24 protein-coding genes and 1 tRNA gene are annotated in these 24427 nt (G+C 67.5%); 2 read left to right on the forward strand and 23 right to left on the reverse strand.

What is annotated here, in order from left to right; genetic code table 11:
* Window positions 1-22: 22 nt before the first annotated feature.
* The 22 genes from nuoL to ACODT0_RS38160 all read right to left on the reverse strand — a co-directional run bounded on the left by nuoL (window position 23) and on the right by ACODT0_RS38160 (window position 21291).
* The gene (nuoL, locus tag ACODT0_RS38055; protein ID WP_057592173.1) at window positions 23-2062 is read right to left on the reverse strand and encodes an NADH-quinone oxidoreductase subunit L; all 2040 of its coding nucleotides are present in this window, start codon (window positions 2060-2062) and stop codon (window positions 23-25) included.
* 18 nt (window positions 2063-2080) lie between these two features.
* Window positions 2081-2389, reverse strand: a complete 309-nt coding sequence (gene nuoK / locus ACODT0_RS38060; RefSeq protein WP_019653383.1) for an NADH-quinone oxidoreductase subunit NuoK — start codon at window positions 2387-2389, stop codon at window positions 2081-2083.
* Entirely contained in the window at window positions 2386-3045 is a 660-nt protein-coding gene (locus ACODT0_RS38065) for an NADH-quinone oxidoreductase subunit J (RefSeq protein WP_057592172.1), read from the reverse strand. The genes nuoK and ACODT0_RS38065 overlap by 4 nt, the downstream gene beginning before the upstream one ends.
* A gap of 35 nt (window positions 3046-3080) precedes the next feature.
* The gene (gene nuoI / locus ACODT0_RS38070; protein WP_057592171.1) at window positions 3081-3599 is read right to left on the reverse strand and encodes an NADH-quinone oxidoreductase subunit NuoI; all 519 of its coding nucleotides are present in this window, start codon (window positions 3597-3599) and stop codon (window positions 3081-3083) included.
* A gap of 17 nt (window positions 3600-3616) precedes the next feature.
* A complete protein-coding gene (nuoH, locus tag ACODT0_RS38075) occupies window positions 3617-4693 on the reverse strand; it encodes an NADH-quinone oxidoreductase subunit NuoH (protein WP_057592170.1) in 1077 nt (358 codons plus the stop codon).
* A complete protein-coding gene (gene nuoG, locus ACODT0_RS38080; protein ID WP_489043666.1) occupies window positions 4690-6867 on the reverse strand; it encodes an NADH-quinone oxidoreductase subunit NuoG in 2178 nt (725 codons plus the stop codon). Before nuoG ends, nuoH begins: the two co-directional genes overlap by 4 nt.
* Window positions 6868-6884: 17 nt before the next feature.
* Window positions 6885-8225 carry an NADH-quinone oxidoreductase subunit NuoF gene (gene nuoF, locus ACODT0_RS38085; RefSeq protein WP_057592168.1) on the reverse strand — a complete coding sequence of 447 codons (1341 nt, stop codon included), beginning with the start codon at window positions 8223-8225 and terminating at the stop codon, window positions 6885-6887.
* Complete coding sequence (locus ACODT0_RS38090) at window positions 8225-8764, reverse strand: NADH-quinone oxidoreductase subunit NuoE family protein (RefSeq protein ID WP_057592167.1); 540 nt, start codon at window positions 8762-8764, stop codon at window positions 8225-8227. Before ACODT0_RS38090 ends, nuoF begins: the two co-directional genes overlap by 1 nt.
* Before the next feature lie 10 nt (window positions 8765-8774).
* Window positions 8775-10028 (reverse strand): NADH-quinone oxidoreductase subunit D, encoded by a 1254-nt coding sequence (locus ACODT0_RS38095; RefSeq protein WP_057592166.1) that lies wholly within the window; start codon window positions 10026-10028, stop codon window positions 8775-8777.
* Window position 10029: 1 nt separating this feature from the next.
* On the reverse strand, window positions 10030-10641 hold the full coding sequence (locus ACODT0_RS38100) for an NADH-quinone oxidoreductase subunit C (protein ID WP_057592165.1): 612 nt from the start codon (window positions 10639-10641) through the stop codon (window positions 10030-10032).
* A 12-nt stretch (window positions 10642-10653) separates the two neighbouring features.
* On the reverse strand, window positions 10654-11133 hold the full coding sequence (locus ACODT0_RS38105; RefSeq protein WP_057592164.1) for a NuoB/complex I 20 kDa subunit family protein: 480 nt from the start codon (window positions 11131-11133) through the stop codon (window positions 10654-10656).
* A 12-nt stretch (window positions 11134-11145) separates the two neighbouring features.
* Window positions 11146-11505: an NADH-quinone oxidoreductase subunit A gene (locus tag ACODT0_RS38110; protein WP_012748607.1), complete on the reverse strand. Its 360-nt coding sequence runs from the start codon at window positions 11503-11505 to the stop codon at window positions 11146-11148.
* Window positions 11506-11568: 63 nt separating this feature from the next.
* Window positions 11569-11653: transfer RNA gene (locus ACODT0_RS38115), tRNA-Leu, on the reverse strand.
* Between the two features lie 117 nt (window positions 11654-11770).
* Window positions 11771-12175 carry a preprotein translocase subunit SecG gene (gene secG, locus ACODT0_RS38120; protein WP_261212617.1) on the reverse strand — a complete coding sequence of 135 codons (405 nt, stop codon included), beginning with the start codon at window positions 12173-12175 and terminating at the stop codon, window positions 11771-11773.
* 37 nt (window positions 12176-12212) lie between these two features.
* Window positions 12213-12974 carry a triose-phosphate isomerase gene (gene tpiA / locus ACODT0_RS38125; protein ID WP_489043667.1) on the reverse strand — a complete coding sequence of 254 codons (762 nt, stop codon included), beginning with the start codon at window positions 12972-12974 and terminating at the stop codon, window positions 12213-12215.
* A gap of 13 nt (window positions 12975-12987) precedes the next feature.
* Entirely contained in the window at window positions 12988-13986 is a 999-nt protein-coding gene (locus ACODT0_RS38130) for an NAD(P)H-quinone oxidoreductase (RefSeq protein WP_489043668.1), read from the reverse strand.
* 96 nt (window positions 13987-14082) lie between these two features.
* A complete protein-coding gene (pnp, locus tag ACODT0_RS38135) occupies window positions 14083-16434 on the reverse strand; it encodes a polyribonucleotide nucleotidyltransferase (RefSeq protein WP_489043669.1) in 2352 nt (783 codons plus the stop codon).
* Between the two features lie 206 nt (window positions 16435-16640).
* Window positions 16641-16907, reverse strand: a complete 267-nt coding sequence (gene rpsO, locus ACODT0_RS38140; RefSeq protein WP_007837783.1) for a 30S ribosomal protein S15 — start codon at window positions 16905-16907, stop codon at window positions 16641-16643.
* Between the two features lie 90 nt (window positions 16908-16997).
* On the reverse strand, window positions 16998-17915 hold the full coding sequence (locus ACODT0_RS38145; RefSeq protein WP_489043670.1) for a DMT family transporter: 918 nt from the start codon (window positions 17913-17915) through the stop codon (window positions 16998-17000).
* 83 nt (window positions 17916-17998) lie between these two features.
* Window positions 17999-18796 carry a helix-turn-helix transcriptional regulator gene (locus ACODT0_RS38150; RefSeq protein WP_489043671.1) on the reverse strand — a complete coding sequence of 266 codons (798 nt, stop codon included), beginning with the start codon at window positions 18794-18796 and terminating at the stop codon, window positions 17999-18001.
* Entirely contained in the window at window positions 18797-20008 is a 1212-nt protein-coding gene (locus ACODT0_RS38155) for a pyridoxal phosphate-dependent aminotransferase (protein WP_489043679.1), read from the reverse strand.
* Window positions 20005-21291: a branched-chain amino acid ABC transporter substrate-binding protein gene (locus tag ACODT0_RS38160; protein WP_489043672.1), complete on the reverse strand. Its 1287-nt coding sequence runs from the start codon at window positions 21289-21291 to the stop codon at window positions 20005-20007. Before ACODT0_RS38160 ends, ACODT0_RS38155 begins: the two co-directional genes overlap by 4 nt.
* A gap of 121 nt (window positions 21292-21412) precedes the next feature.
* On the opposite strand from ACODT0_RS38160, the gene ACODT0_RS38165 reads away from it, so the two are divergent.
* Window positions 21413-21787, forward strand: a complete 375-nt coding sequence (locus tag ACODT0_RS38165; RefSeq protein WP_261212599.1) for an Hsp20/alpha crystallin family protein — start codon at window positions 21413-21415, stop codon at window positions 21785-21787.
* Window positions 21788-21869: 82 nt separating this feature from the next.
* On the opposite strand, the gene tsaD is transcribed toward ACODT0_RS38165, so the two are convergent.
* On the reverse strand, window positions 21870-22922 hold the full coding sequence (gene tsaD / locus ACODT0_RS38170; RefSeq protein WP_489043673.1) for a tRNA (adenosine(37)-N6)-threonylcarbamoyltransferase complex transferase subunit TsaD: 1053 nt from the start codon (window positions 22920-22922) through the stop codon (window positions 21870-21872).
* A gap of 80 nt (window positions 22923-23002) precedes the next feature.
* Here tsaD and ACODT0_RS38175 point away from each other — a divergent pair, with 80 nt between their 5' ends.
* On the forward strand, window positions 23003-24295 hold the full coding sequence (locus ACODT0_RS38175) for a nitrate- and nitrite sensing domain-containing protein (RefSeq protein ID WP_489043674.1): 1293 nt from the start codon (window positions 23003-23005) through the stop codon (window positions 24293-24295).
* Window positions 24296-24427: the final 132 nt, after the last annotated feature.

Raw genomic sequence — 24427 nt, forward strand, 5'->3', positions numbered from 1 at the left:
TTTTACTCCAGCGCTTTGCGGCTTAGCGTTTGAACCAGACGAAGTACGTCATCAGGACGAAGATCCCGAGCAGCATCGCGAAGGCGTAGTGATAGATGTAGCCCGACTGCAGCCAGCGGACCACGCCCGAGATGCGGCCCACCAGCTTCCACGAGCCATTGACGACCGCGCCGTCGATCAGTGCCTGATCGCCGCCCTTCCACAGGCCCATGCCGAGGGCGCGGGCACCGCGCGCGATGATGTTCTCGTTGATCCAGTCGAGGTAGTACTTGTTCTCGAGCAGGCGGTACACGGGGCCGAAGGCGCGCTTGATCGCGGCCGGCAGCGCCGGGTTGACCATGTACATGTAGTACGAGAGCGCCACGCCCGCGAGCGCCAGCCAGAACGGCATGGTCTGCAGGCCGTGCAGCGCCATCGCGCCGGCACCGTGGAAGGCCTCCTCGAGCTCCTTCATGGCGTGGTGCTTCGTCGCGTCGACGAAGATCGCGTCCTTGAAGAACTCGCCGTAGAGCATCGGGTGGATCGTCAGGAAACCGATGACCACCGAGGGGATCGCGAGCAGCACCAGCGGCAGCCACACCACCCAGGGCGATTCGTGCGGCTTGTGGTCGTCGTGACCGTGGCCATGGCCGTGGTCGTCGTGCGCGTGATGGTCGTCGTGGTGCGCATCGGGGTTCTGGTCGTAGCGTTCCTTGCCGTGGAAGACCAGGAAGTACATGCGGAACGAATAGAAGGCCGTGACGAACACGCCGATCAGCACCGCGTAGTAGGCGAAGTTCGCGCCCCACAGGTGGCTTTCCTTCACCGCCTCGATGATGCTGTCCTTCGAGTAGAAGCCCGAGAACAGCGGCGTGCCGATCAGCGCCAGTGAGCCCAGCAGCGAGGTGATCCAGGTGATCGGCATGTACTTGCGCACGCCGCCCATCCAGCGGATGTCCTGGTTGTGGTGCATGCCGATGATGACCGAGCCCGCGCCGAGGAACAGCAGCGCCTTGAAGAAGGCGTGGGTCATCAGGTGGAACACCGCGACCGAGTAGGCCGAGGCACCGAGCGCCACCGTCATGTAGCCCAGCTGCGACAGCGTGGAGTACGCCACCACGCGCTTGATGTCGTTCTGGATGATGCCGAGGAAGCCCATGAACAGCGCGGTGATGGCGCCGATCACGAGGATGAAGCTCAGGGCCGTGTCGCTCAGCTCGAACAGCGGCGACATGCGCGCCACCATGAAGATGCCGGCCGTCACCATGGTCGCCGCGTGGATCAGCGCCGAGATCGGGGTCGGGCCTTCCATCGAGTCGGGCAGCCACACGTGCAGCGGGAACTGCGCGCTCTTGCCCATCGCGCCGATGAACAGGCAGATGCAGATCACGGTGATCAGCATCCAGTCGGTGCCCGGGAAGGTGATGCCGCCGAGCGTGCCGGCCTTGGCGAAGGCTTCGGTGTAGTTGAGCGTGCCCGCGTAGGCCGCGATCAGGCCGATGCCGAGGATGAAGCCGAAGTCGCCCACGCGGTTGACCAGGAAGGCCTTCATGTTCGCGAAGATCGCGGTCGGCTTGTTGAACCAGAAGCCGATCAGCAGGTACGACACCAGGCCCACCGCTTCCCAGCCGAAGAACAGCTGCAGCATGTTGTTGCTCATCACGAGCATCAGCATGGAGAAGGTGAAGAGCGAGATGTACGCGAAGAAGCGGTTGTAGCCCTCGTCTTCTTCCATGTAGCCGATGGTGTAGATGTGGACCATCAGCGACACGAAGGTCACGACGCACATCATCATCGCGGTGAGGCCGTCGACCATGAAGCCGACTTCCATCTTGAGGCCGCCGACGACCATCCACTCGTAGAGGGTCTGGTTGAAGCGGGCGCCGTCGACGATGACCGACTTGAGCGTCAGCGCCGAGATGACGAAGGCGACGAACACGCCGAGGATGGTCAGCGAGTGCGTGATCTTGCGGCCGATGTGGTTGCCGCCGAACTTGGTGCCGAAGATGCCGGCCAGGGCCGCCCCGACCAGGGGGGCCATGGGAACGGCCAGCAGCGTGGATGCGGAAAGGGTTGCGCTCATTCTGGTGTCAGCCTTGGATCAGCCCTTGAGCGAGTTGAGTTCGTCGACGTTGATGTTCGACTTGTTGCGGAACAGCAGCACCAGCAGCGCGAGGCCGATGGCCGACTCGGCCGCGGCCACCGTCAGGATGAAGAACACGAAGATCTGGCCGTGCATGTCGCCCAGGAAGTGCGAGAAGGCGACGAAATTCATGTTGACCGCGAGCAGCATCAGCTCGATGGCCATCAGCAGCACGATCAGGTTCTTGCGATTCAGGAAGATGCCGATCACCGACAGCGCGAACAGCATCGCGCCCAGCGAGAGGAAGTGTCCGAGGGTGAGCGTCATGCCTTGTTCTCCTTTGCTGCCGGCGCCGCCGCTTCGGCCGGGGCTTCCACCACGGGCTCCGCCGCGCGGGTGACCGGCATCTGCACCACGCGGACGCGGTCGCGCGCCTTCACGCGCACCTGGTCGGCCGGGTCGACGTACTTGCTGTCCTTGCGGGTGCGCAGGGTCAGCGCGATGGCGGCGATGATGGCCACCAGCAGGATGACGGCGGCGATTTCCAGCGGATAGAGGTATTCGGAATACAGCAGCTTGCCCAGCTCGAGCGTGTTGGAGCTGTTGGCCGCGGCCACCGCGCGCGGTGCCTCGCCGAGGCGGAAGCCGCCCATCAGCACGGCCGCCATCTCGAGCGCGATCAGCGCGCCGACGGCCGCCGCCAGCGGGAAGTGCTTCCAGAAGCCCTGCCGCAGGCTGTCGACGTTGATGTCCAGCATCATCACGACGAACAGGAACAGCACCATCACCGCGCCCACGTACACCAGCACGAGCGAGATCGCGAGGAATTCGGCGCGCAGCAGCAGCCAGATGGCCGAAGCCTGGAAGAAGGCCAGCACGAGGTACAACGCCGCGTACACGGGGTTGCGGGCGGTGATGACGCGGAACGATGCGAACAGCAGCACCGCGGCAAACAGATAGAACAGACCGGTCTTGACGTCCATGAGTTCGAATTCGTAGGGGTTCAGGCCAGGCCGGCTCAGCGGTACTTGGCGTCAGCCGCCTTGTTCGCCGCGATTTCTGTTTCGTAGCGGTCGCCCACGGCCAGCAGCATGTCCTTGGTGAAGTACAGGTCGCCGCGCTTTTCGCCGTGGTATTCGAAGATGTGGGTCTCCACGATCGAGTCGACCGGGCAGCTCTCTTCGCAGAAGCCGCAGAAGATGCACTTCGTCAGGTCGATGTCGTAGCGCGTGGTACGGCGCGAGCCGTCGTCGCGCACATCGGATTCGATGGTGATCGCGAGCGCGGGGCACACGGCCTCGCAGAGCTTGCAGGCGATGCAGCGTTCCTCGCCGTTCTCGTAGCGGCGCAGCGCGTGCAGGCCGCGGAAGCGCGGCGACAGCGGCGTCTTCTCTTCGGGGAACTGCACCGTGATCTTGCGGCTGAAGGCGTACTTGCCCGTGATGGCCAGGCCCTTGAACAGCTCGAACAGCATGAAGCTGCCGAGGAAGTCCTTGAGCGAGAACGGCGCGGACGGGGTTGCGGTGTGCGCAGACATGGTGTTGGCGCTTCCAGTTATTTCCAGATGTTGAACGGCGTCTGCATCCAGCCACCGACCACGACCAGCCACACGAGGGTGACGGGAATGAAGATCTTCCAGCCCAGACGCATGATCTGGTCATAGCGGAAGCGCGGGAACGTCGAGCGCACCCACAGGAACATGGTGACCACGCAGAAGGTCTTGGCGCCGAGCCAGATCCAGCCCGGGATGAAGCTCAGGAACTCGAACGGGGGCAGCCAGCCGCCGAGGAACAGGATGACGGTCAGGATCGAGACCAGCCACATGTTCGCGTACTCGGCCAGGAAGAACATCGCGAAGCTCATGCCCGAGTACTCGATCATGTGACCCGCGACGATTTCCGATTCGCCTTCCACCACGTCGAAGGGGTGGCGGTTGGTCTCGGCCAGGCCAGAGATGAAGTAGACGACGAAGATCGGCAGCAGCGGCAGCCAGTTCCACGACAGGAAGCCGACGCCGAGGTTGGCGAACATGCCCTTGCCCTGGACGTTCACGATCTCGCTCATGTTCAGGCTGCCGGTGACCATCAGCACCACGACGAAGCAGAAGCCCATCGCGATCTCGTAGCTCACCATCTGGGCCGATGCACGCAGCGCGCCCAGGAAGGCGTACTTCGAGTTCGAGGCCCAGCCCGCGATGATCACGCCATAGACCTCGAGCGAGGTGATGGCCATCACGAACAGCAGGCCGGCGTTGATGTTGGCGAGCGCGACGTCGGGACCGAAGGGAATCACGGCCCAGGCGGCGAGCGCCGGCATGATGGTCATGATCGGGCCGAGCAGGAACAGGCCCTTGTTGGCGACCGTCGGAAGGATGATTTCCTTGGTCATCAGCTTGAGCGCGTCGGCGATCGGCTGCAGCAGGCCCAGCGGCCCGATGCGGTTCGGGCCCACGCGGATCTGCGTGAAGCCGATGGCCTTGCGTTCCCACAGCGTGAGGTAGGCCACCGCCAGCATCAGCGGGATGACCACGACGATGATCTTGATCAGCGTCCAGATGACGGGCCAGACCACGCCGGTCCACCAGCCGGCGGCGACGAGACCCTGGCCGAAGCCGTGAATGGCGTCGATCATGCCGACACCTCCTCGGCCTGAGCGCTGGCGGGCGCGGCACCGATGCCATGGCCCGCGTTGCGCGCGTCGGCGGTCAGTTGCAGCGACGGCGCGCGGCGCACGATCGAATCGAGCTGGTAGATGCTCGCGACCACGGGCGCGGCCGCGCCGTTGTCGGCCGCCGCGGCGGCACCGGTGGCGTTGCGCAGCGCATCGGCCGGCAGCGCGCCGTTGTCGCCCACCGTGCGCAGCACGTCGGCGGTCGATTCGAACGCGAAGCCTTGCAGGCCCAGCAGGTTGGCGAGCACGCGCAGCACCTTCCAGGCCGGACGGGCCTCGCCCTGCGGCTTGACCACGGCGTGGAAGCTCTGCAGGCGGCCTTCGGCATTGACGAAGCTGCCGGGCGTTTCGGTGAACGGAGCGATCGGCAGCAGCACGTCGCTGAATTCGAGGTTGGCCTTGAACGGGCTCAGCGTGACCACCATCTGCGCATTGCCGATGGTGTCGGCGGCAGCGGCGCCGGCGGCCGAGTCGAACACCGGCTCGGTGTTCAGCAGTAGCACGGCCTTGAGGCCGGAGCCGGCGGCGAGCATCTGGCCGGCGTGAAGGCCGCCGTTCTTCGGGAACGCGCCCACGAGCTGCGCGCCCACGGTGTTCGCGGCTTCGGTCAGGTAGCCGACGCTGGCGCCGGTCTGCGCGCCGATCCAGTTGGCCAGCGCGAGCAGGCTGCCGGCCTGCGCATGGTGCGCGGCCGCATTGCCCAGCAGGATGGCCTTGCGCTCGCCGCTCAGCAGCGAGGCGGCGATGGCCTGCGCGGTGGCGTCGGGCGCGTTGGCGGGTGCCAGCGGCGCGGCGGCGCCAGTGGACTGGCCCACCACGGTCGCGATCGCGGCCAGCACTTCGATCCATTGGCCGGCATCGACGACGGCGGCCTGCGCGGGCTGGATGGCCCAGGCTTCGGCGTCGGCCATCAACTGCTTCGAGGTCAGCACGCTGAGCGCGGCGCCCTTGCGCACGGCCTGGCGGATGCGCTGCGCGAACAGCGGATGGTCCTTGCGCAGGTTCGAGCCGACGACGAAGGCGCGCTGCAGTTGGGTCAGCGAGGCGATCGAGGTGCCGAGCCAGCGGATGCCTTCGAAGGCCGTGAATTCGGCGTTGCGCAGGCGGTAGTCGATGTTGTCGCTGCCGAGCTCGCGCGTGAGCAGCGCGGCGAGCTGCAGCTCCTCGAGCGTGCTGTGCGGGCTGACCAGCGTGCCGATGCTCTGCGCGCCATGGTCTGCCTTGATCTGCTTGAGGCCGTTGGCCACGTACTCGAGCGCGGTCTGCCAGTCGACCTGCTGCCATTGGCCGCCCTGCTTGAGCATGGGCTGCGTCAGGCGCTCGCCGCCGTTGAGCGCTTCGTACGAGAAGCGGTCACGGTCGGCGATCCAGCATTCGTTGACGTCTTCGTTCTCGAGCGGCACCACGCGCATCACGCGGTTGTTCTTGACCTGGACGATCAGGTTGGCGCCGGTGGAGTCGTGCGGGCTCACCGACTTGCGGCGCGACAGTTCCCAGGTGCGGGCGCTGTAGCGGAAGGGCTTGCTCGTGAGCGCGCCGACCGGGCAGATGTCGATCATGTTGCCCGAGAGCTCGGAGTCGACCGAGTCGCCGAGGAAGGTCTCGATCTCGGAGTGCTCGCCGCGGTGCGACATGCCGAGCTCCATCACGCCGGCCACTTCCTGGCCGAAGCGGACGCAGCGCGTGCAGTGGATGCAGCGGCTCATCTCTTCCATGCTGATCAGCGGGCCCACGTCCTTGTGGAACACGACGCGCTTCTCTTCCTCGTAGCGCGAGGAGGAACCGCCGTAGCCCACGGCCAGGTCCTGCAGCTGGCATTCGCCGCCCTGGTCGCAGATCGGGCAGTCCAGCGGATGGTTGATCAGCAGGAACTCCATGACCGACTGCTGGGCCTTGATCGCCTTCTCGCTCTTGGTGCGGACGATCATGCCCTGCGTGACGGGCGTGGCGCAGGCCGGCATCGGCTTGGGCGCCTTTTCGACGTCGACCAGGCACATGCGGCAGTTGGCCGCGATGCTGAGCTTCTTGTGATAGCAGAAGTGCGGAATGTAGGTGCCGGCCTTGTCGGCAGCATGCATGACCATGCTGCCTTCGGCCACTTCGACCTTCTTGCCGTCGAGTTCGATTTCAACCATATGTCTTTTTCTCGCGCTCAGGCCTGGACCGTTGCTTTCGGGACGTAGCCCGGGATCAAGGCTTCGAACTCGTGGCGGAAGTGCTTGATCATGGCGCGCACCGGCATGGCCGCCGCGTCGCCGAGGGCGCAGATGGTGCGGCCCATGATGTCGCCGGCGACGGAGTCCAGCAGCTGCAGGTCGCTGGGCTTGCCCTGGCCGTTGTGGATGCGGTCGACCACGCGGTAGAGCCAGCCCGTGCCTTCGCGGCACGGCGTGCACTGGCCGCAGGATTCATGCATGTAGAAGTACGAGAGGCGCTTGAGCGACTCGACCATCGAGCGGCTGTCGTCCATCACGATCACCGCGCCCGAGCCCAGCATCGAGCCGGCCTTGGAGATGGAGTCGTAGTCCATCGTGCACTGCATCATGATGTCGGCCGGCAGCACCGGTGCCGACGAGCCGCCGGGAATCACGGCCTTGAGCGTGCGGCCCTTGCGCACGCCGCCGGCCAGTTCGAGCAGCTTGGAGAACGGCGTGCCCATCGGCACTTCGTAGTTGCCCGGCAGCTCGACGTCGCCGCTGACCGAGTAGATCTTGGTGCCGCCGTTGTTCGGCTTGCCGCACTCGAGGTACGCCTGGCCGCCGTTGCGGATGATCCAGGGCACCGCCGCGAAGGTCTCGGTGTTGTTGATGGTGGTCGGCTTGCCGTACAGGCCGAAGCTGGCCGGGAACGGCGGCTTGAAGCGCGGCTGGCCCTTCTTGCCTTCGAGCGATTCGAGCAGCGCGGTTTCCTCGCCGCAGATGTAGGCGCCGAAGCCGTGGGCGGCGTGCAACTGGAAGTTGTACGTGCTGCCCATGATCTTGTCGCCCAGATAACCGGCGGCGCGCGCCTCCTCGAGGGCTTCCTCGAAGCGCTCGTAGCTCTGGAAGATCTCGCCGTGGATGTAGTTGTAGCCCACGCTGATGCCCATCGCATAGGCGGCGATGGCCATGCCCTCGATCACGATGTGCGGGTTGAACTGCAGGATGTCGCGGTCCTTGCAGGTGCCCGGCTCGCCTTCGTCCGAATTGCAGACCAGGTACTTCTGGCCCGGGAACTGGCGCGGCATGAAGCTCCACTTCAGGCCGGTCGGGAAACCGGCGCCGCCGCGGCCGCGCAGGCCCGAGGCCTTGACTTCGGCGATCACCTGGTCGGGCGTCAGGCCCTCGGTGAGGATCTTGCGCAGCGCCTGGTAGCCGCCGCGCGCCTCGTAGTCGGCGAGATGCCAGTTGGTGCCGTCGAGGCCGGCATAGATCTGGGCGCCGATGTGGCGGTCATGGAAGCAGGTCTGCACGCCGGTGGCGCGGAACTGCGAAAGAACCTGATCGGGCGTCATCACGAAGCCTCCCCGGGGGTTGCACTGCGCAGGCCATCGACGAGCTGGTCGAGCTTGTCGTTGCTCATGAAGCTGCACATCGTGCGGTCATTGACCAGCATCACCGGCGAGTCGGCGCAGGCGCCCAGGCATTCGCTCTGCTGCAGCGTGAACAGGCCGTCGGCCGTGGTCTCGCCCATCTTGATGCCGAGCTTCTTCTCGAGGTGCACGAGGGCGGTGACGCCATCGCGCAGCTGGCACGGCAGGTTGGTGCAGACGTTGAGCTTGTACTTGCCCACCGCATGCTGGTTGTACATGTTGTAGAAGGTCGTGACCTCGTGCACCGCGATCGGCGCCATGCCGAGGTACTCGGCGATCTCGCGCTCGCGCTGGGCGCTCACGAAACCCTCGTCCTGCTGCACGATCGCCAGGCAGGCCATCACGGCCGACTGCTTGCCGGCCTCGGGGTACTTGGCCACCTCGCGCGCGAAGCGTTCGAGGGTCTCAGGCTTCAGCGGCGCCGAAGGCGCCGCGTGAGTGTCATGGGTAGAGGAAGTCATTCGCTCTTTCTCACCTGTCGATTTCGCCGAACACGATGTCCATCGTGCCGATCACCGCGACAGCGTCGGCGATCATGTGACCGCGCGACATTTCGTCGAGGGCGGCGAGGTGCGGGAAGCCAGGGGCGCGGATCTTCAGGCGGTACGGCTTGTTGGCGCCGTCGCTCACGAGATAGATGCCGAACTCGCCCTTCGGATGCTCGACGGCGGCATAGGCCTCGCCCTCGGGCACGTGGAAGCCTTCGGTGAAGAGCTTGAAATGGTGGATCAGCTCCTCCATGTTCGCCTTCATCGATTCGCGCGCGGGCGCGGCGACCTTGTGGTTGTCGGTGATCACCGGGCCGGGGTTGGCGCGCAGCCATGCCGCGCACTGCTGGATGATCTTGTTGGCCTGGCGCATCTCCTCGACGCGCACCAGGTAGCGGTCGTAGCAGTCGCCGGTGCGGCCGACCGGCACGTCGAACTGCATGCGGTCGTAGACGTCGTAGGGCTGCTTCTTGCGCAGGTCCCATTCGACGCCCGAGCCACGCAGCATCGGGCCGGTGAAGCCGAGGTTGAGCGCGCGCTCCGGCGTGACCACGCCGATGCCCACGGTGCGCTGCTTCCAGATACGGTTGTCGGTGAGCAGCGTCTCGTACTCGTCGACCATCTTCGGGAAGCGCTTGCAGAAGTCGTCGACGAAGTCGAGCAGCGAGCCCTGGCGGTTCTCGTTGAGCTTCTCGATCGCCTTCGCGTTCTTGATCTTGCTGACCTTGTACTGCGGCATCACGTCCGGCAGGTCGCGGTACACGCCGCCCGGACGGAAGTAGGCCGCGTGCATGCGCGCGCCCGACACCGCCTCGTACATGTCGAACAGGTCTTCGCGTTCGCGGAAGCAGTAGATGAGCATGTTCATCGCACCGCAATCGAGGCCGTGCGCGCCGAGCCACAGCAAGTGGTTCAGCAGCCGAGTGATCTCGGCGAACATGACGCGGATGTACTGCGCGCGGATCGGCACCTCGAGGCCCATCATCTTCTCGATGGCGAGGCAGTAGGCGTGCTCGTTGGACATCATCGACACGTAGTCGAGGCGGTCCATGTAGGGCAGCGACTGGATGAAGGTGCGCGATTCGGCGAGCTTCTCGGTCGCGCGGTGCAGCAGGCCGATGTGCGGATCGGCGCGCTGGATCACTTCGCCGTCGAGCTCGAGCACCAGGCGCAGCACGCCGTGTGCCGCGGGATGCTGGGGACCGAAGTTGAGGGTGTAGTTTTTGATTTCGGCCATGTCAGTGGAGTCCGCCGCCGTAGTTGTCTTCGCGGATCACGCGCGGCGTGATCTCGCGCGGCTCGATCGATACCGGCTGGTAGACCACGCGCTTCTGCTCTTCGTCGTAGCGCATCTCGACATGCCCCGACACCGGGAAGTCCTTGCGGAACGGATGGCCGATGAAGCCGTAGTCGGTCAGGATGCGGCGCAGGTCGTCGTGGCCTTCGAACACGATGCCGTAGAGGTCGAAGGCCTCGCGCTCGAACCAGGTCGCCGCATTCCACACGGGCTGCAGGGAGTCGACCACCGGCAGGTCTTCGCTGGGCGCGAACACCTTGAGGCGCACGCGCTGGTTGAGGCTCACCGACAGCAGGTGCGAGACGACGCCGTAGCGCTCGCCTTCCCACTCGCCTTCGCGGTAGTCGGAATAGTCCATGCCGCAGAGATCGATCAGCTGCTCGAAGCGGCAGCCCGGCGCATCGCGCAGCAGCAGCGCCGCGTCGATGTAATCGGCAGCGCCCACCACCACGGTCACCTCACCCAGCGCAACGGTCACGCTCCGGGCCTTGTCGCCCAGGGTCTGCACCAGAGTCGCCTGCAGCGCCTCCGGAGAAATTGCAAAGTCGGTCATCTCGGCAATTCCTCAGGCACGCGCGATGGTGTTGGTGCGGCGGATCTTCTGCTGCAGCTGGATGATCCCGTAGAGCAGCGCTTCGGCGGTGGGCGGACAGCCCGGCACGTAGACGTCGACCGGAACGATCCGGTCGCAGCCACGCACCACCGAGTAGCTGTAGTGGTAGTAGCCGCCACCGTTGGCGCACGAACCCATCGAGAGCACCCAGCGCGGCTCGGGCATCTGGTCGTAGACCTTGCGCAGTGCCGGCGCCATCTTGTTGCACAGCGTGCCGGCCACAATCATCAGGTCGGACTGACGCGGGCTCGGACGGAACAGCATGCCGAAACGGTCGATGTCGTAGCGGGCCGCGCCCGCGTGCATCATTTCGACCGCACAGCAAGCCAGACCGAACGTCATCGGCCACAGAGATCCGGTCTTCGCCCAGTTCACCACCGAGTCGTAGGTGGTCGTGACGAAGCCTTCCTTGAGAACGCCTTCAATGGCCATCGTGTAGCTTCCTTATTCCCAGTCGAGCGCGCCTTTTTTCCACTCGTAGGCGAAGCCCACGACGAGGATGGCGAGAAAGATCATCATGGCCCAGAAGCCGACAGCACCGATCTCCTTGAGCGCAATGGCCCACGGGAAGAGAAAGGCAATCTCCAGATCGAACAGGATGAAGAGAATGGCAACCAGGTAATAGCGCACGTCGAACTTCATGCGCGCATCCTCGAAGGCCTCGAAGCCGCACTCGTAAGGTGCGTTCTTGGCTGCGTCAGGCCGATTGGGGCCGAGGATGTATCCGATGACCTGTGGAGCGACGCCTACGCCGACCCCGACCAGAATGAACAAAAGGACGGGAAGGTAGGAATCGAGGTTCATCGGGAGCTTTCACCGCTTGCCACCGACAGAAGCACCTTCATGAGGCGTCCTGTCGGTGAGATTTGGTGCGGTCGGCGAGACTCGAACTCGCACAGCTTTCGCCACTACCCCCTCAAGATAGCGTGTCTACCAATTTCACCACGACCGCGGTTTTTTCTGTTCGGATGGCATGAGGTGCCTACAAAGAGGTTTGGCTTTCCGAACAGCTTTAGAGTTTACCCTGAAATGAAGCCATTTCTTACGGGTCACTCTGAAAACATCAGAGTTACTTGCTGGGAATCTGTCCCGCGCCAGCCGCAGGCGCGCTCGCGGGTGCCGTAGCAGGCGCCGCGCCCGACTGGCCCGAGGGAATCTGGCCTGCCGCACCCGAAGCCGGCGTGGCGGGCACGCCGATGGCCGCACGCTCCAGCAGGCTGCCGCCGCCCGTGGGACGTGCGTGGCTGAAGTAGGCCAGCAGCAGCGTGCAGGCGAAGAACACCGCGGCCAGCACGGCCGTGGTGCGCGAGAGGAAGTTCGCGCTGCCGCTGGCGCCGAACAGGCTGCCGGCGCTGCCGCTGCCGAAGGCCGCGCCCATGTCGGCGCCCTTGCCGTGCTGGATCAGGATCAGCCCGATCATCACCAGCGCCGACAGCATCTGCACGCCGACCAGAAGGTTGAGGACCACGTTCATTCGTTCTTACTCCTAATTGATGCCTGCCCTGCCCGCTTCAGCGGGCGGCGGCGGAAATGATCTGCAAAAAGTCGGGGGCCTTCAGGGAAGCGCCGCCGATCAGGCCGCCGTCGATGTCGGCTTGCGCCAACAGTTCGGCCGCGTTGGCGGCATTCATGCTGCCGCCGTAGAGGATCTTGATGCCGGCCGCGTGCTCGCTCGCAGCGTGATGCAGTTGCGCGCGCAGCACCGCGTGCACCGCTTGCGCCTGTTCGGGCGTAGCGGTCTTGCCGGTGCCGATGGCCCACACGGGTTCGTAGGCGACCACGATCTCGCTGATGCAGTGGCCGTTCACGTGGATGACCGCCGCCAGCTGGCGCTTCACCACTTCCTCGGTCTGGCCCGCTTCGCGCTGCGCCAGCGTCTCGCCGACGCAGACGATCGGCGTGATGCCGTTGGCCAGCGCGGCCGCGGTCTTCGCGGCCACGGCATCGTCGGTCTCGCCGTGGTACTGGCGGCGCTCCGAATGGCCGACGATGGCATAGCGCACACCGAAGTCCTTCAGCATCGCCGCCGACTGCTCGCCCGTGAAGGCGCCCTGCGCCTGCGCGGAAATGTCCTGCGCGCCCAGCGCCATCGGCGAACCCGCCAGCAGCGACTGCAGTTGCGCGAAATACGGCGCGGGCGTGCACAGCGCGATGTCGCACGCGGGCGCATTCGCCGCGAGTCCCTGCCGCAGCGCCGTCACCAGCGCCTCGTTGGCAGCCAGGCTGCCATTCATCTTCCAGTTCCCTGCGATCAGTTTCTTGTGGCTCGTCATCGTGCTCGTCTCGTCACCAGGTCAGCACGATCTTGCCGATGTGCTGGTTCGATTCCATCAACGCATGCGCCTGCGCCGCGCCGCTGGGCTCGCCGGCCGCCGCGAAGGTGCTGTGGATCACCGGCTTGACCGCGCCGCTCTCGAGCAGCGGCCACACCTTCTCGCGCAGCGCCCTGGCGATCGCGCCCTTGAATGCCACCGGCCGCGGACGCAGCGTCGAGCCCGTGATCGTGAGCCGCTTGCGCAGCACCAGGCCCGCGTTGATCTGGCTCTTGACGCCGCCCTGCACCGCGATGATCACCAGCCGGCCGTCCTCGGCCAGGCATTCGACCTCGCGCGCCACGTAGTCGCCCGCGACCATGTCGAGGATGACGTCCACGCCCTTGCCGCCGGTCAGCGACTTCGCCACTTCGACGAAATCGGCCGTGCGGTAGTTGATCGCGTGATCGGCGCCGAGTTTCAGGCAGGCTTCGCACTTGTCGTCGCTGCCGGCCGTGACGATCACGGTCGCGCCCAGCGCCTTGGCGATCTGGATCGCCGTGACGCCGATGCCGCTCGAGCCGCCCTGGATCAGCAGGGTTTCGCCCTTTTGCAGCCGGCCGCGCTCGAACACGTTGCTCCAGACGGTGAAGAAGGTCTCGGGCAGCGAAGCCGCCTCGACGTCGCTCCAGCCCTTGGGCACCGGCAGGCACTGCGCCACCGGCGCCACGCACAGCTGTGCATAGCCGCCGCCGGCGATCAGCGCGCAGACGCGGTCGCCGATCGCGAAGCCCGCCTCGGCCAATGCCGCGACATCGCCCGACACGATCTCGCCGGCCACTTCGAGGCCCGGCAGGTCGGAAGCGCCGGGCGGCACCGGGTAGTGGCCCATGCGCTGCAGCACGTCGGGGCGGTTGACACCGCTGGCCGACACGCGGATCAGCAGCTCGCCCGCGCCGGCGACCGGATCGGGACGATCCGTGACGCGCAGCACCTCGGGGGCGCCGTACGAAGCGATTTCAATGGCTTTCATGGTCTCCTGGCCTCCAGCCGCCCGTGCGACGGGCGCATTCAGCAATCGGAAAGGCAAAGGCGGCGCGCGGCGCATGCCGCGGCCGCCATGGCCTTCTTACTCCTGCGACTCGCGCGGAGCCTGCGGCTGCTGCGACTCGCTGGCCGGCGCCTGCTCGTTGCGCGGCTGCTGCTCGTTGTTGAAGCGCGGAGCGCGCTCGCCACGGTCACCGCCGCGGTCACCGCGATCGCCGCGATCACCACCACGGTCGCCGCGGTCGCCACGGTCGCCACGGTCACGGCGCTCGCCGCCACGGTCACCACGGTCTTCGCGCGGCGGACGCTCGCTGTATTCCATGCCGGCCGGACGCTCGGTCAGCGCCTTCATCGACAGCTTGACGCGACCCTTGTCGTCGGTCTCGAGGACCTTGACCTTCACGATCTGGCCTTCGCTCAGGTAGTCGGTCACCTTCTCGACGCGTTCGTGCGCGATCTGGCTGATGTGCAGCAGGCCGTCCTTGCCGGGCAGCAGGTTGATCAGCGCACCGAAGTCCAGGATCTTGGTGACCGGGCCTTCGTAGATCTTGCCGATCTCGACCTCGGCCGTGATCTGCTCGATGCGCTTCTTGGCCTCTTCGGCCTTGGCCGGATCGGTCGACGCGATGGTGATGGTGCCGTCTTCGTCGATGTTGATCTGCGTGCCGGTTTCTTCCTGCAGGCCGCGGATGACCGCGCCGCCCTTGCCGATCACGTCGCGGATCTTCTCGGGGTTGATCTTCAGCGTGGTCAGGCGCGGTGCGAACTGCGACACGTCGGCCTTGGCCTCGCCCATCGCTTCCTGCATCTTGCCGAGGATGTGCATGCGCGCTTCCTTGGCCTGTGCCAGCGCGACCTGCATGATTTCCTTGGTGATGCCCTGGATCTTGATGTCCATCTGCAGCGCGGTGATGCCGTTGGTCGTGCCGGCCACCTTGAAGTCCATGTCGCCGAGGTGGTCCTCGTCGCCCAGGATGTCGGTCAGCACCGCGAAGCGGTTGTCTTCCTTGATCAGGCCCATGGCGATGCCGGCCACGTGGGCCTTCATCGGCACGCCGGCGTCCATCATCGAGAGGCAGCCGCCGCAGACCGAAGCCATCGACGAGGAGCCGTTCGACTCGGTGATCTCCGACACCACGCGCACGGTGTAGGGGAACTCTTCCTTGTTCGGCAGCACGGCGACGAGCGCGCGCTTGGCCAGTCGGCCGTGGCCGACTTCGCGGCGCTTGGTCGAGCCCATGCGGCCCACTTCACCGGTGGCGAAGGGAGGCATGTTGTAGTGGAACAGGAAGCGGTCCTCGAACTCGCCGGCCAGCGCGTCGATGCGCTGCGCGTCGCGTTCGGTGCCCAGCGTGGTCACGACCAGCGCCTGGGTCTCGCCGCGCGTGAACAGCGCCGAGCCGTGGGTGCGCGGCAGCACCGAGTTGCGGATCTCGATCGGGCGCACGGTGCGGGTGTCGCGGCCGTCGATGCGCGGCTCGCCTTGCAGGATCTGGCTGCGCACGATGCGCGCTTCGATCGCGAACAGCAGGTCGCTGACCTTGCCGGCGTCGAATTCGGCGCCTTCGGCCTTCAGGGCCTCGTAGACGCTGGCATTGGCTTCGCGCAGGGCCTGGGTGCGGGCCTGCTTGCTGCGGATCTGGTAGACGGCGCGCAGCTTCTCCTCGGCCAGGCCGTTGACCTTGGCGATGAAGGCCTCGTCCTTGGCTTCGGGCGCCCAGGTGCCTTCCTTGACCCACAGCGGCTTGCCGGCGTCGCGCACCAGTTCGTGGATGGCGTTGATCGCCACCTTGCCCTGTTCGTGGCCGAAGACCACGGCGCCGAGCATGATCTCCTCGGCCAGTTGCTGGGCTTCGGACTCGACCATCAGCACGGCGGCTTCGGTGCCGGCCACGACGAGGTCCATCTGCGAATCCTTGCGCGCGGTCTGGCCCGGGTTCAGTACGTACTGGCCGTTGATGTAGCCCACGCGCGCGGCGCCGATCGGGCCGTCGAACGGAATGCCCGAGACCGACAGGGCGGCGCTCACGGCGATCATCGCGGCGATGTCGGCGTCGACTTCGGGGTTCAGCGACACGGTGTGGATCACCACGTGCACTTCGTTGAGGAAGCCCTCGGGGAACAGCGGACGGATCGGGCGGTCGATCAGGCGGCTGGTCAGGGTCTCGAGCTCGCTGGGCTTGGCTTCGCGCTTGAAGAAGCTGCCGGGGATCTTGCCGGCGGCATAGGTCTTCTCGATGTAGTCGACGGTCAGCGGGAAGAAGTCCTGGCCCGGCTTGGCGCTCTTGGAAGCGACCACGGTGGCCAGCACGACGGTGCCGTCGATGTCGACCAGCACGGCGCCCGTGGCCTGGCGGGCGATTTCGCCCGTTTCCATGACGACGGTCTTGTCGCCCCATTGGAAGGACTTGGTGACTTTGTTGAAGAGGCTCATGTTTGCTCCTGTTTTAGTAGCAGATCATCGAAGATCCGCAGGACTCGGAGGGCTTTCTCAGAACACGATGCCATTCCAGCGAAGCTCGGCTCGAACTTCCCTGGAATGACACAGCTTCGCTCTGTAGGGCACCCCGAAAGTGGTTCGCGAAGTAAAAAACGCCTGAGCTAGCGGACTAACCCAGGCGTTTTTTCATGCGATTCGGCTTACTTGCGCAGGCCCAGCTTGGCGATCAGCGCGGTGTAACGGTCGGCGTCCTTGGACTTCAGGTAGTCGAGCAGCTTGCGACGGCGGCTCACCATGCGCAGCAGGCCGCGACGGCCGTGGTGATCCTTGGCGTGCGTCTTGAAGTGGGGGGTGAGCTCGTTGATGCGGGCGGTCAGCAGTGCGACTTGCACTTCGGGGCTGCCGGTGTCGTTGGCTGCGCGGGCGTTGTCCTTGACGACTTCGGCCTTGATGGAGGCTGCGATCATTGGTTTTTCCTTTGTTCCGGTGGTGTTTGACTTGCGGTGGGTGCTGGAACTGCGCTCACCGTGCGCCTTGCGGCATGCAAAGCCTTGGGATTATACATCGGCCGTCCCGGACACCCCTTCCCGACGGCGCCCGTCGAGCGAGACCAGCGCCACCGCGCCCAGCACGCAGGCCGCGCCGGCGATCTGGGGCCAGCCCACCGGTTCGCCCAGCCACCAGGCCGCGAGGGCCAGCGCCGACACCGGCATCAGCGCCGTGAACAGCGCCGCCTCGGCGCCGCTGAGCCGGGCCGCGCCCGCGTACCAGAGCAGGAAGCCCGCCACCGTCGGCACCAGCGCGTAGTAGGCCACACCGGCCAGCGCCTCGGCCGGCACCGCCTGCAGCCAGGCACGCTCGAGCAGCGCGGGCGGCAGCGACAGCAGCAGCCCCAGCGCGGTCATCGCGCTCGACTGCGCGAGCGGCGGCAGCGGCACGCGCAGCCGCTTGTTGAGCAGGATGAACAGCGATTCGAACGCCACCGCGCCCAGCACCAGCAGGTTGCCGAGCAGCGCGGCCGGCGTGCGCGCGCCGCCCTCCCCGCCCGGTCGCAGCGTGATCGCCAGCACGCCCAGGCTCGCGAGCACGATCCCGCCGATCAGGTAGCGCCCGGGCCGCTCGCGCAGCGCGAGCACCGCCACCAGCGCGGCGATGGCCGGCAGGGTGCCGGCCACCACGCCCGCGTCGGCCGCCGGCGCCCAGCGCAGGCCCAGGATCAGCAGCACCGTGTAGCCCACGCTGCCCGCGGCCGCCTGGCACAGCAGCAGCCAGGCATCGTGCCGGTCCGGACGCGGCCAGCGCACGCGCATCCACCGCATCAGCACCAGGAACACCGGCAGCGCCAGCGCGAAGCGCAGCGCGGTCGCCGTGAACGGCGGCAGGCCACTCGCGATCAGCTTGCTCGCGACCACCGTGCTGCCGACCGTGACCATCGCGAGCGCGCACAGCCACATCCCCTTGCCGCGTTCCGACATACCTGTCGCCTTTCATTTGCAGAAAGCGCGAGCGTCTCCCGCCGGAGGCGCGGCGGTCTTGAACGAAATTGCAGGGGACCGGCTCAGGCGCCGTGCGCGGCCGCATAGGCCCCGGGCGTGAAGCCCAGGAAGCGCACGAAGGCCCGCGTCATGTGGCTCTGGTCGGCGAAGCCCGCGCCGGCCGCGGCATCGGCCAGCGCCCGGCCCTGCGCGATCAGCCGCCGCGCGCGCGACAGCCGGCACTGCTGCAGCCAGGCATGCGGCGGCAGCCCGAAGGCGGCCGCGAAGCCGCGCAGCAGCTGCCAGCGGCTCAGGCCGGCCTCGTGCGCGAGCTCGGCGAGCGTGGGCGCGGTCACGCAGTCGTCGGCGATGCGCGCCCGCGCGCGCTCCAGTGCCACGGAGGCGATGCGAGGCACGGGCTCCGGCGCCAGCGCGCCCGGTGCATCGCGCAGCAATTCGAGCACGCCCTGCTCGAGCGCCAACGCATCGGCGCCCTCGGCCACGCGCGCGAACAACCGCTCGACCCCGCACCGCAGCGCCGGATCGTTGAGCACCGGCCGCGTCAGCTCGAGCCCGGGCGCGGCATCGGCCAGCAACGCGGGCGCCAGGTGCAGCATGCGCCAGGCGCGCGCCTCGCCGCGCAGCGCGACGCCGTCGTGCACCTCGCCCGGGTTGACCGTAATGACGTCCCCGCGCACCGCCTCGACCGCGCCGCGGCCGCTGGCCGAGCGCTGGCCGCCGCGGTCGATCACGCCGATGCCGTAGACGTCGTGCATGTGGCGCGGAAAGCTGCGCGCCGATTCGGCCACGATCGTCTGCAGGCCCGGCAGCGCCGAGCCGCGGACGCGCACGGCGTCGACGGGCGCGGGCCTCGGCGACATTCAGCCCTGCTGCTTCGCGAGCCAGCCGCGCAGCCGCTCCACGCCCTGCACCAGCCGCTGCGGATCCTTCGAGGCGAAGCACCAGCGCAGCCAGCCCTGCCCCTCGGGGGCGAAGGCATTGCCGGGCGCGAGCCCGAGCCCGGCCTCGACCACCAGCCGCTTGGCCACCTCGAAGGAATCGTCGAAACCCTCGAGCCGGAAGAAGGCGTACATGCCGCCCCTGGCCGGCGCCACCTGCACGCCCGGCACGGCCGCGAGCAGCGGCACCAGCGTGTCGCGGCAGTGCTTGAGGTGCGCCACCACGCGCGGCGTGATCTCGGCCGTGTGCTCGATCGCCACCACCCCGGCGCGCTGCGTGAACACGCTCGCGCACGAGGTGTTGAACTCGATCAGCTTGCCGATGCCCTCGACCAGCGCGGGCGGCAGCACCAGCCAGCCCAGGCGCCAGCCGGTCATCAGGAAGCTCTTCGAGAAGCTGTGCGTGACCACCAGCCGGTCGTCGGGCCGCGCGATGTCGAGGAAGCTCGGCGCGCAGCCGTTGGCCGTGGGTTCGAAGTACAGGCGCTCGTAGACCTCGTCCGCGAGGATCCAGGTGCCGGTCTCGCGGCAATGGTCGAGCACGGCCTGCTGCTCCTCGCGCGTCATCGTCCAGCCGGTCGGGTTGTTCGGCGCGTTGACGATCAGCAGCCTGGTGGTCGACGTGACCGCCGCGCGCAGCGCCTGCAGGTCCAGCGTCCATTCGCCCCGCACCGGCACCAGCGGCACCGTGCGCACCGTCGCGCCGAGGATCGCGGGCTGCGCCGTGAGGTTGGGCCACACGGGCGTCACCGCGACCACCTCGTCGCCGGCATCGACCAGCGCCTGCACCGCGAGCATCAGCGCGCTCACGCCGCCCGAGGTGACGGCGATGCGCGAGGCATCGACCGCGGGATGCAGGCTGCTGGTGTAGCGCGCGATCGCCGCGCGCAGCTCGGGCAGGCCGAGGTTGTGGGCGTAGAAGGTCTCGCCGCGCTGCAGCGAATCGATCGCCGCCTGGCGGATGACTTCGGGCGTGACCTCGTCGCTCTCGCCGAACCAGAAGGCGAGCACGTCGCTGCGGCCGAGGCCGGCATTGGCGACTTCGCGGATCTTGGAGGCTTCGAGGTTGTGGATGGCTTGGCGCATGCTGTGTTTTTCTTTCGTTGTCGTCGTGTCTTCGCTTCGTGCCTTCAGGGGCGCTTCATCTTGCACGAAGTCGGCAGCTCCGCGCGCTCGGGGGCAATGGTCTTGACCACGCGAAAGCCGTAGCCCGAGCCCTCGACGTCGAACTGCACGCCCGCTCGGCCCTGCCTGTCCATCACGCCGACCACCAGTTGCTGCTGGAACTGGTGGTCGGCCGCGCGCATGCGCCCGCGCTGGCCGTACAGCGTGACGTCGGCCTGCTCGAGCGCGCGCGCCACGGCCACGGCCACGGTGTCGGTGCCGCCCGCGCGCTCGAGCGCCTGCGCCAGCGACTCGATCAGGAGCTGCATGCGCATGTGGACGTAGTCGTCCGCGGGCTTCGGAAAGCGCGTGCGGAAGGCGCGGTAGAAGGCCTCCGACTGCGGCGTCTGCACATTCGGCAGCCAGTCGGCCACCGCGATCACGCGGCCGATGCCGGCATCGCCGATGGCCGCGGGCGCGCCCAGCGCATTGCCGTAGAAGGTGTAGAAGGTGCCGTTGAAGCCGGCCTCGCGCGCGGCCTTCACGAGCAGCGTGAGGTCGTTGCCCCAGTTGCCCGTGACCACCGCCTGCGCGCCGCTCGCGATGATCTTGCTGGCGTAGGGCGCGAAGTCCTTGACCTTGCCCAGCGGATGCAGCTCGTCGCCGACGATCTCCACGTCGGGCCGCAGCGTGCCGAGCTGGCGCCGCGATTCGCGCAGCACCGCCTGGCCGAAGCTGTAGTCCTGTCCCAGCAGGTAGATGCGCTTGAGCGCGGCGTCGTCCTTCACCACGTCCATCAGCGCGGCTACGCGCATGTCGGCATGGGCGTCGAAGCGGAAGTGCCAGAAGCTGCAGCGCTCGTTGGTCAGCGAGGGCTCGACCGCCGCGTAGTTGAGGAACAGCATGCGCCGCTGCGGGTCGCGCTCGTTGTGCTTGTCGATCGCATCGATCAGCGCCGCCGCGGTGGCCGAGGAGTTGCCCTGCAGCACGATGCGCGCGCCATCGTCGATCGCGGCGCGCAGCGCCGACAGCGCTTCCTCGTTCTGCCCCTTGCTGTCGTAGCGGTCGAGCTGCAGCGGCCGCGCGCCGCCCGGCAGCCTGATGCCGCCGCGCGCATTCACGCGCTCCACGGCCCACAGCAGGTTGCGGAACACCGCCTCGCCGGTGTTGGCGAACGGGCCGCTCATGCTTTCGATGAGCGCCAGGCGGATGGGCGCGGGCGGGGTCTGCGCGAGCGCCGCGAAGGGCCTCGCGCATAGCGACAGTGCCGCTAATTTCAAGGCCCGGCGGCGCTCGAAAAAGCTGGAATTCATTGACTTGAAACGCGCGCCACAAGGCCTAGATGAGGTCTCAAGCGGCACTCAGATTGAACGGCCGCGCAGTGTAAGGGACACACATTCCATGTCCCCATTGTGTTCATTCAGGAGTACTTCCATGTTTTTCGCACCCGCTCTCCGCGCCACCCGTTTCACCCCCCGCGCCTACGATCGCGCCTTCGAACGCTTCGTGAACGATGCCTTCGCCGGCACCGCGCGCCGCTCGCCGCTGGTCGAGCAGGACGACAAGAGCTGGACCCTGTCGCTCGACGTGCCCGGCTTCGCCCGCGAGGACCTGAGCATCGGCATCGAAGGCGCCGTGGTCCGCATCGAGAGCAAGGCCGACGCCAAGCGCCAGTTCAAGGCCGCCTACGAGCTGCCGCTGGACATCGACGCGGCGGCCAGCGAAGCCAGGCTCGAGAACGGCGTGCTGACCCTGAAGCTCGCCAAGGTGGTGCCGGTCAGCCAGGTCTCGCAGCTGCAGATCAACTGATCCAGACAACCGGTCCAAGCGCAACCGACCTGCGAAAAAGCCCGCGCGGCGACCAGCCGCGCGGGCTTTTTCATGGGCGTTCTCAGGCTGTGGCGGGCAGGTCCGCCGACAGCGAGGCCATCGGCCAGCGCGGCTTCACGTCGAAGGCGTAGCGCTCGGTGGGCTGCGACAGCCCCGACTGCAGCCGCATCGCCGCGGCCATCGCGATCATCGCGCCGTTGTCGGTGCACAGGTGCAGCTCGGGGTAGTGCACGCGCACGCCGCGCTTCGCGCAGGCGGCATTCAACTGCTCGCGCAGCATGCGGTTCGCGCCCACGCCGCCGGCCACCACCAGCCGCTTGAGGCCGGCCTGCTCGAGCGCGGCCAGCGACTTCTTCAGCAGCACTTCGACGATCGCCGCCTGCGTGGAGGCCGCGAGGTCGGGCTTGCGCGCCTCGAGCGAATCGCCGAGCTTCCTGGCCTGCGTGAGCACGGCCGTCTTGAGGCCGGCGAAGGAGAAGTCGAGATCGCCGCTGTGCAGCAGCGGGCGCGGCAGCTTGAAGGCCGCCGGATCGCCACCCTCGGCCAGCTTGGCGAGCCAGGGGCCGCCGGGGTACGGCAGGCCCATGAGCTTGGCGCTCTTGTCGAAGGCCTCGCCGGCCGCGTCGTCGATGGTTTCGCCCAGCAGCTCGTAGCGGCCCACGCCGTCCACGCGCATCAGCTGGGTGTGGCCGCCCGAGACCAGCAGCGCCACGAAGGGGAACTCGGGCGGGTCGGCGCTCAGGAACGGCGACAGCAGGTGGCCTTCGAGATGGTGCACGCCCAGCACGGGCTTGCCGAGCGCCGCGCCCAGCGCGCAGGCCACGCCCGCGCCCACGAGCAGCGCGCCCGCGAGGCCGGGGCCGCGCGTGTAGGCGACCACGTCGACCTCGGCCAGCGCACGCCCGGCCTCGGCCATCACGGCATCGGTCAGCGGCAGCACGCGGCGGATGTGGTCGCGGCTCGCGAGTTCGGGCACCACGCCGCCATAGGCCTGGTGCATCGCGATCTGGCTGTGCAGCGCATGCGAGCGCAGCACCGGCAGCGCGTCGCCATGCGACTCGACCAGCGCCACGCCGGTCTCGTCGCAGGAGGATTCGATTCCTAGAAGCAGCATGGCCGCGAGTGTAGGCGGCGGGCGGTAGGCGCTGCTGGCGCGGGGGTACGGCACGGATGTTGCTGCGGTTCGGGCACCCCATGAAATCCGGACTGCACTTCCTGATCGCCGCGCGACGCAGCGAGATCGACGCGCTCGAGCAGCTCGCGCGCACCAGCGAGCTGGTCGGCGCCGTGGGCCGGCTCGTGCATGCGCTGCAACGCGAGCGCGGCATGTCGAACCTGTTCCTGGCCTCGCGCGGCGCGCGCTTCGGCGACCAGCGCGATCCTCAGATCGCCGAGTGCGTGGCGCTCGAGCAGGCGGTGCGGCTGGGCTTCGACCGGCTCGAGGCCGAGGCGCACGGCCGCGCGGGCGACGGCAACTACACGCGTCTGTTCAGCCGCATCGCCTGGGTGCTGCCGGGCCTGGACGGCCTGCCGGCCCTGCGCCGGCGCATCGGCGCGCTCGAACTGCAGCCCGCGCAGTCCACCGCGGCCTTCGCCAAACTGGTCGCGGGGCTGCTGTCGGTGGTGTTCGAGGCCGCCGACGGCGCCACCGACCCCGAGATCTCGCGCCTGCTGGTGGCGCTGTTCAACTTCATGCAGGGCAAGGAGTTCGCGGGCCAGGAGCGCGCCCTCGGCGCCGCCGCCCTCGCCATGGGCCGCGTCGACGACACCCAGCGGGCCCAGTGGCTGCACCTGGTCGAGTCGCAGGAGCGCTGCTTCCAGGTCTTCACCGAGTTCTCGAATCCCGCGCTGCTCGCGCTGTGGCGCCAGAGCCAGAGCGACAGCACCCTGGCCGGGCTCGAGCGCATGCGCCGCATCGGCACCGTGCATCCGGGCGCGGCGCCCGCGGGCGGCCTGCCCGACCCGCGGCTGAGCCAGGCCTGGTTCGACTGCTGCAGCGCGCGCATCGACGCCATGCGCACCGTCGAGGACCAGTTGGCCGACGACCTGCGGCTGCAGTGCGGCCACAAGACCGCGCAGGCGCGGCGCGAACTCGAGGACCACCAGCGCCTGCTCGACACCCTGGCGCCGCGCGACGACGGCGAGCGCTTCTTCGACGACGTGCTGGCGCCCGCGCCCGCCGCCGCGCGTCCGGCCGCGCCCGAGGCCGCCACGCTCTATGGCCGCACGCTCGAGCGCTCGGTGCTCGACATGGTGCAGGCCCAGTCGCGCCGGCTGCAGGCCATGGGCGACGAGCTCGAGACCGTGCGCGCCTCGCTCAACGAGCGCAAGCTGGTCGAGCGCGCCAAGGGCCTCTTGATGGCGCACCGCCGGATGAGCGAAGAAGAGGCGCACAAGATGCTGCGCCAGACCGCGATGAACCAGAACCGTCGGCTGGTCGACGTGGCCGAGTCGGTGCTCGCGATGGCCGACTACCTGCCGCGTTGACCTGCGCGTCGATCGGTCCGCTCTGGTGCAGTGCACAACAACCGTGCCTGCCGACGCGCCGGCGGCCTTTTCCCACCGAATCGAAGGCCCGGGCGCACCCATACGGCGCATCGAGCTAGCAAAGCCATAGCA

This window comes from Variovorax sp. FG153, from assembly GCF_057809595.1.

What these genes read in the sequence shown, in the direction of transcription:
- nuoL (WP_057592173.1), bottom strand. Translation starts at nt 2,062, where the DNA reads ATGAGCGCAACCCTTTCCGCATCCACGCTGCTGGCCGTTCCCATGGCC.
- nuoK (WP_019653383.1), bottom strand. Translation starts at nt 2,389, where the DNA reads ATGACGCTCACCCTCGGACACTTCCTCTCGCTGGGCGCGATGCTGTTC.
- ACODT0_RS38065 (WP_057592172.1), bottom strand. Translation starts at nt 3,045, where the DNA reads ATGGACGTCAAGACCGGTCTGTTCTATCTGTTTGCCGCGGTGCTGCTG.
- nuoI (WP_057592171.1), bottom strand. Translation starts at nt 3,599, where the DNA reads ATGTCTGCGCACACCGCAACCCCGTCCGCGCCGTTCTCGCTCAAGGAC.
- nuoH (WP_057592170.1), bottom strand. Translation starts at nt 4,693, where the DNA reads ATGATCGACGCCATTCACGGCTTCGGCCAGGGTCTCGTCGCCGCCGGC.
- nuoG (WP_489043666.1), bottom strand. Translation starts at nt 6,867, where the DNA reads ATGGTTGAAATCGAACTCGACGGCAAGAAGGTCGAAGTGGCCGAAGGC.
- nuoF (WP_057592168.1), bottom strand. Translation starts at nt 8,225, where the DNA reads ATGACGCCCGATCAGGTTCTTTCGCAGTTCCGCGCCACCGGCGTGCAG.
- ACODT0_RS38090 (WP_057592167.1), bottom strand. Translation starts at nt 8,764, where the DNA reads ATGACTTCCTCTACCCATGACACTCACGCGGCGCCTTCGGCGCCGCTG.
- ACODT0_RS38095 (WP_057592166.1), bottom strand. Translation starts at nt 10,028, where the DNA reads ATGGCCGAAATCAAAAACTACACCCTCAACTTCGGTCCCCAGCATCCC.
- ACODT0_RS38100 (WP_057592165.1), bottom strand. Translation starts at nt 10,641, where the DNA reads ATGACCGACTTTGCAATTTCTCCGGAGGCGCTGCAGGCGACTCTGGTG.
- ACODT0_RS38105 (WP_057592164.1), bottom strand. Translation starts at nt 11,133, where the DNA reads ATGGCCATTGAAGGCGTTCTCAAGGAAGGCTTCGTCACGACCACCTAC.
- ACODT0_RS38110 (WP_012748607.1), bottom strand. Translation starts at nt 11,505, where the DNA reads ATGAACCTCGATTCCTACCTTCCCGTCCTTTTGTTCATTCTGGTCGGG.
- secG (WP_261212617.1), bottom strand. Translation starts at nt 12,175, where the DNA reads ATGAACGTGGTCCTCAACCTTCTGGTCGGCGTGCAGATGCTGTCGGCG.
- tpiA (WP_489043667.1), bottom strand. Translation starts at nt 12,974, where the DNA reads ATGACGAGCCACAAGAAACTGATCGCAGGGAACTGGAAGATGAATGGC.
- ACODT0_RS38130 (WP_489043668.1), bottom strand. Translation starts at nt 13,986, where the DNA reads ATGAAAGCCATTGAAATCGCTTCGTACGGCGCCCCCGAGGTGCTGCGC.
- pnp (WP_489043669.1), bottom strand. Translation starts at nt 16,434, where the DNA reads ATGAGCCTCTTCAACAAAGTCACCAAGTCCTTCCAATGGGGCGACAAG.
- rpsO (WP_007837783.1), bottom strand. Translation starts at nt 16,907, where the DNA reads ATGATCGCAGCCTCCATCAAGGCCGAAGTCGTCAAGGACAACGCCCGC.
- ACODT0_RS38145 (WP_489043670.1), bottom strand. Translation starts at nt 17,915, where the DNA reads ATGTCGGAACGCGGCAAGGGGATGTGGCTGTGCGCGCTCGCGATGGTC.
- ACODT0_RS38150 (WP_489043671.1), bottom strand. Translation starts at nt 18,796, where the DNA reads ATGTCGCCGAGGCCCGCGCCCGTCGACGCCGTGCGCGTCCGCGGCTCG.
- ACODT0_RS38160 (WP_489043672.1), bottom strand. Translation starts at nt 21,291, where the DNA reads ATGAATTCCAGCTTTTTCGAGCGCCGCCGGGCCTTGAAATTAGCGGCA.
- ACODT0_RS38165 (WP_261212599.1), top strand. Translation starts at nt 21,413, where the DNA reads ATGTTTTTCGCACCCGCTCTCCGCGCCACCCGTTTCACCCCCCGCGCC.
- tsaD (WP_489043673.1), bottom strand. Translation starts at nt 22,922, where the DNA reads ATGCTGCTTCTAGGAATCGAATCCTCCTGCGACGAGACCGGCGTGGCG.
- ACODT0_RS38175 (WP_489043674.1), top strand. Translation starts at nt 23,003, where the DNA reads ATGAAATCCGGACTGCACTTCCTGATCGCCGCGCGACGCAGCGAGATC.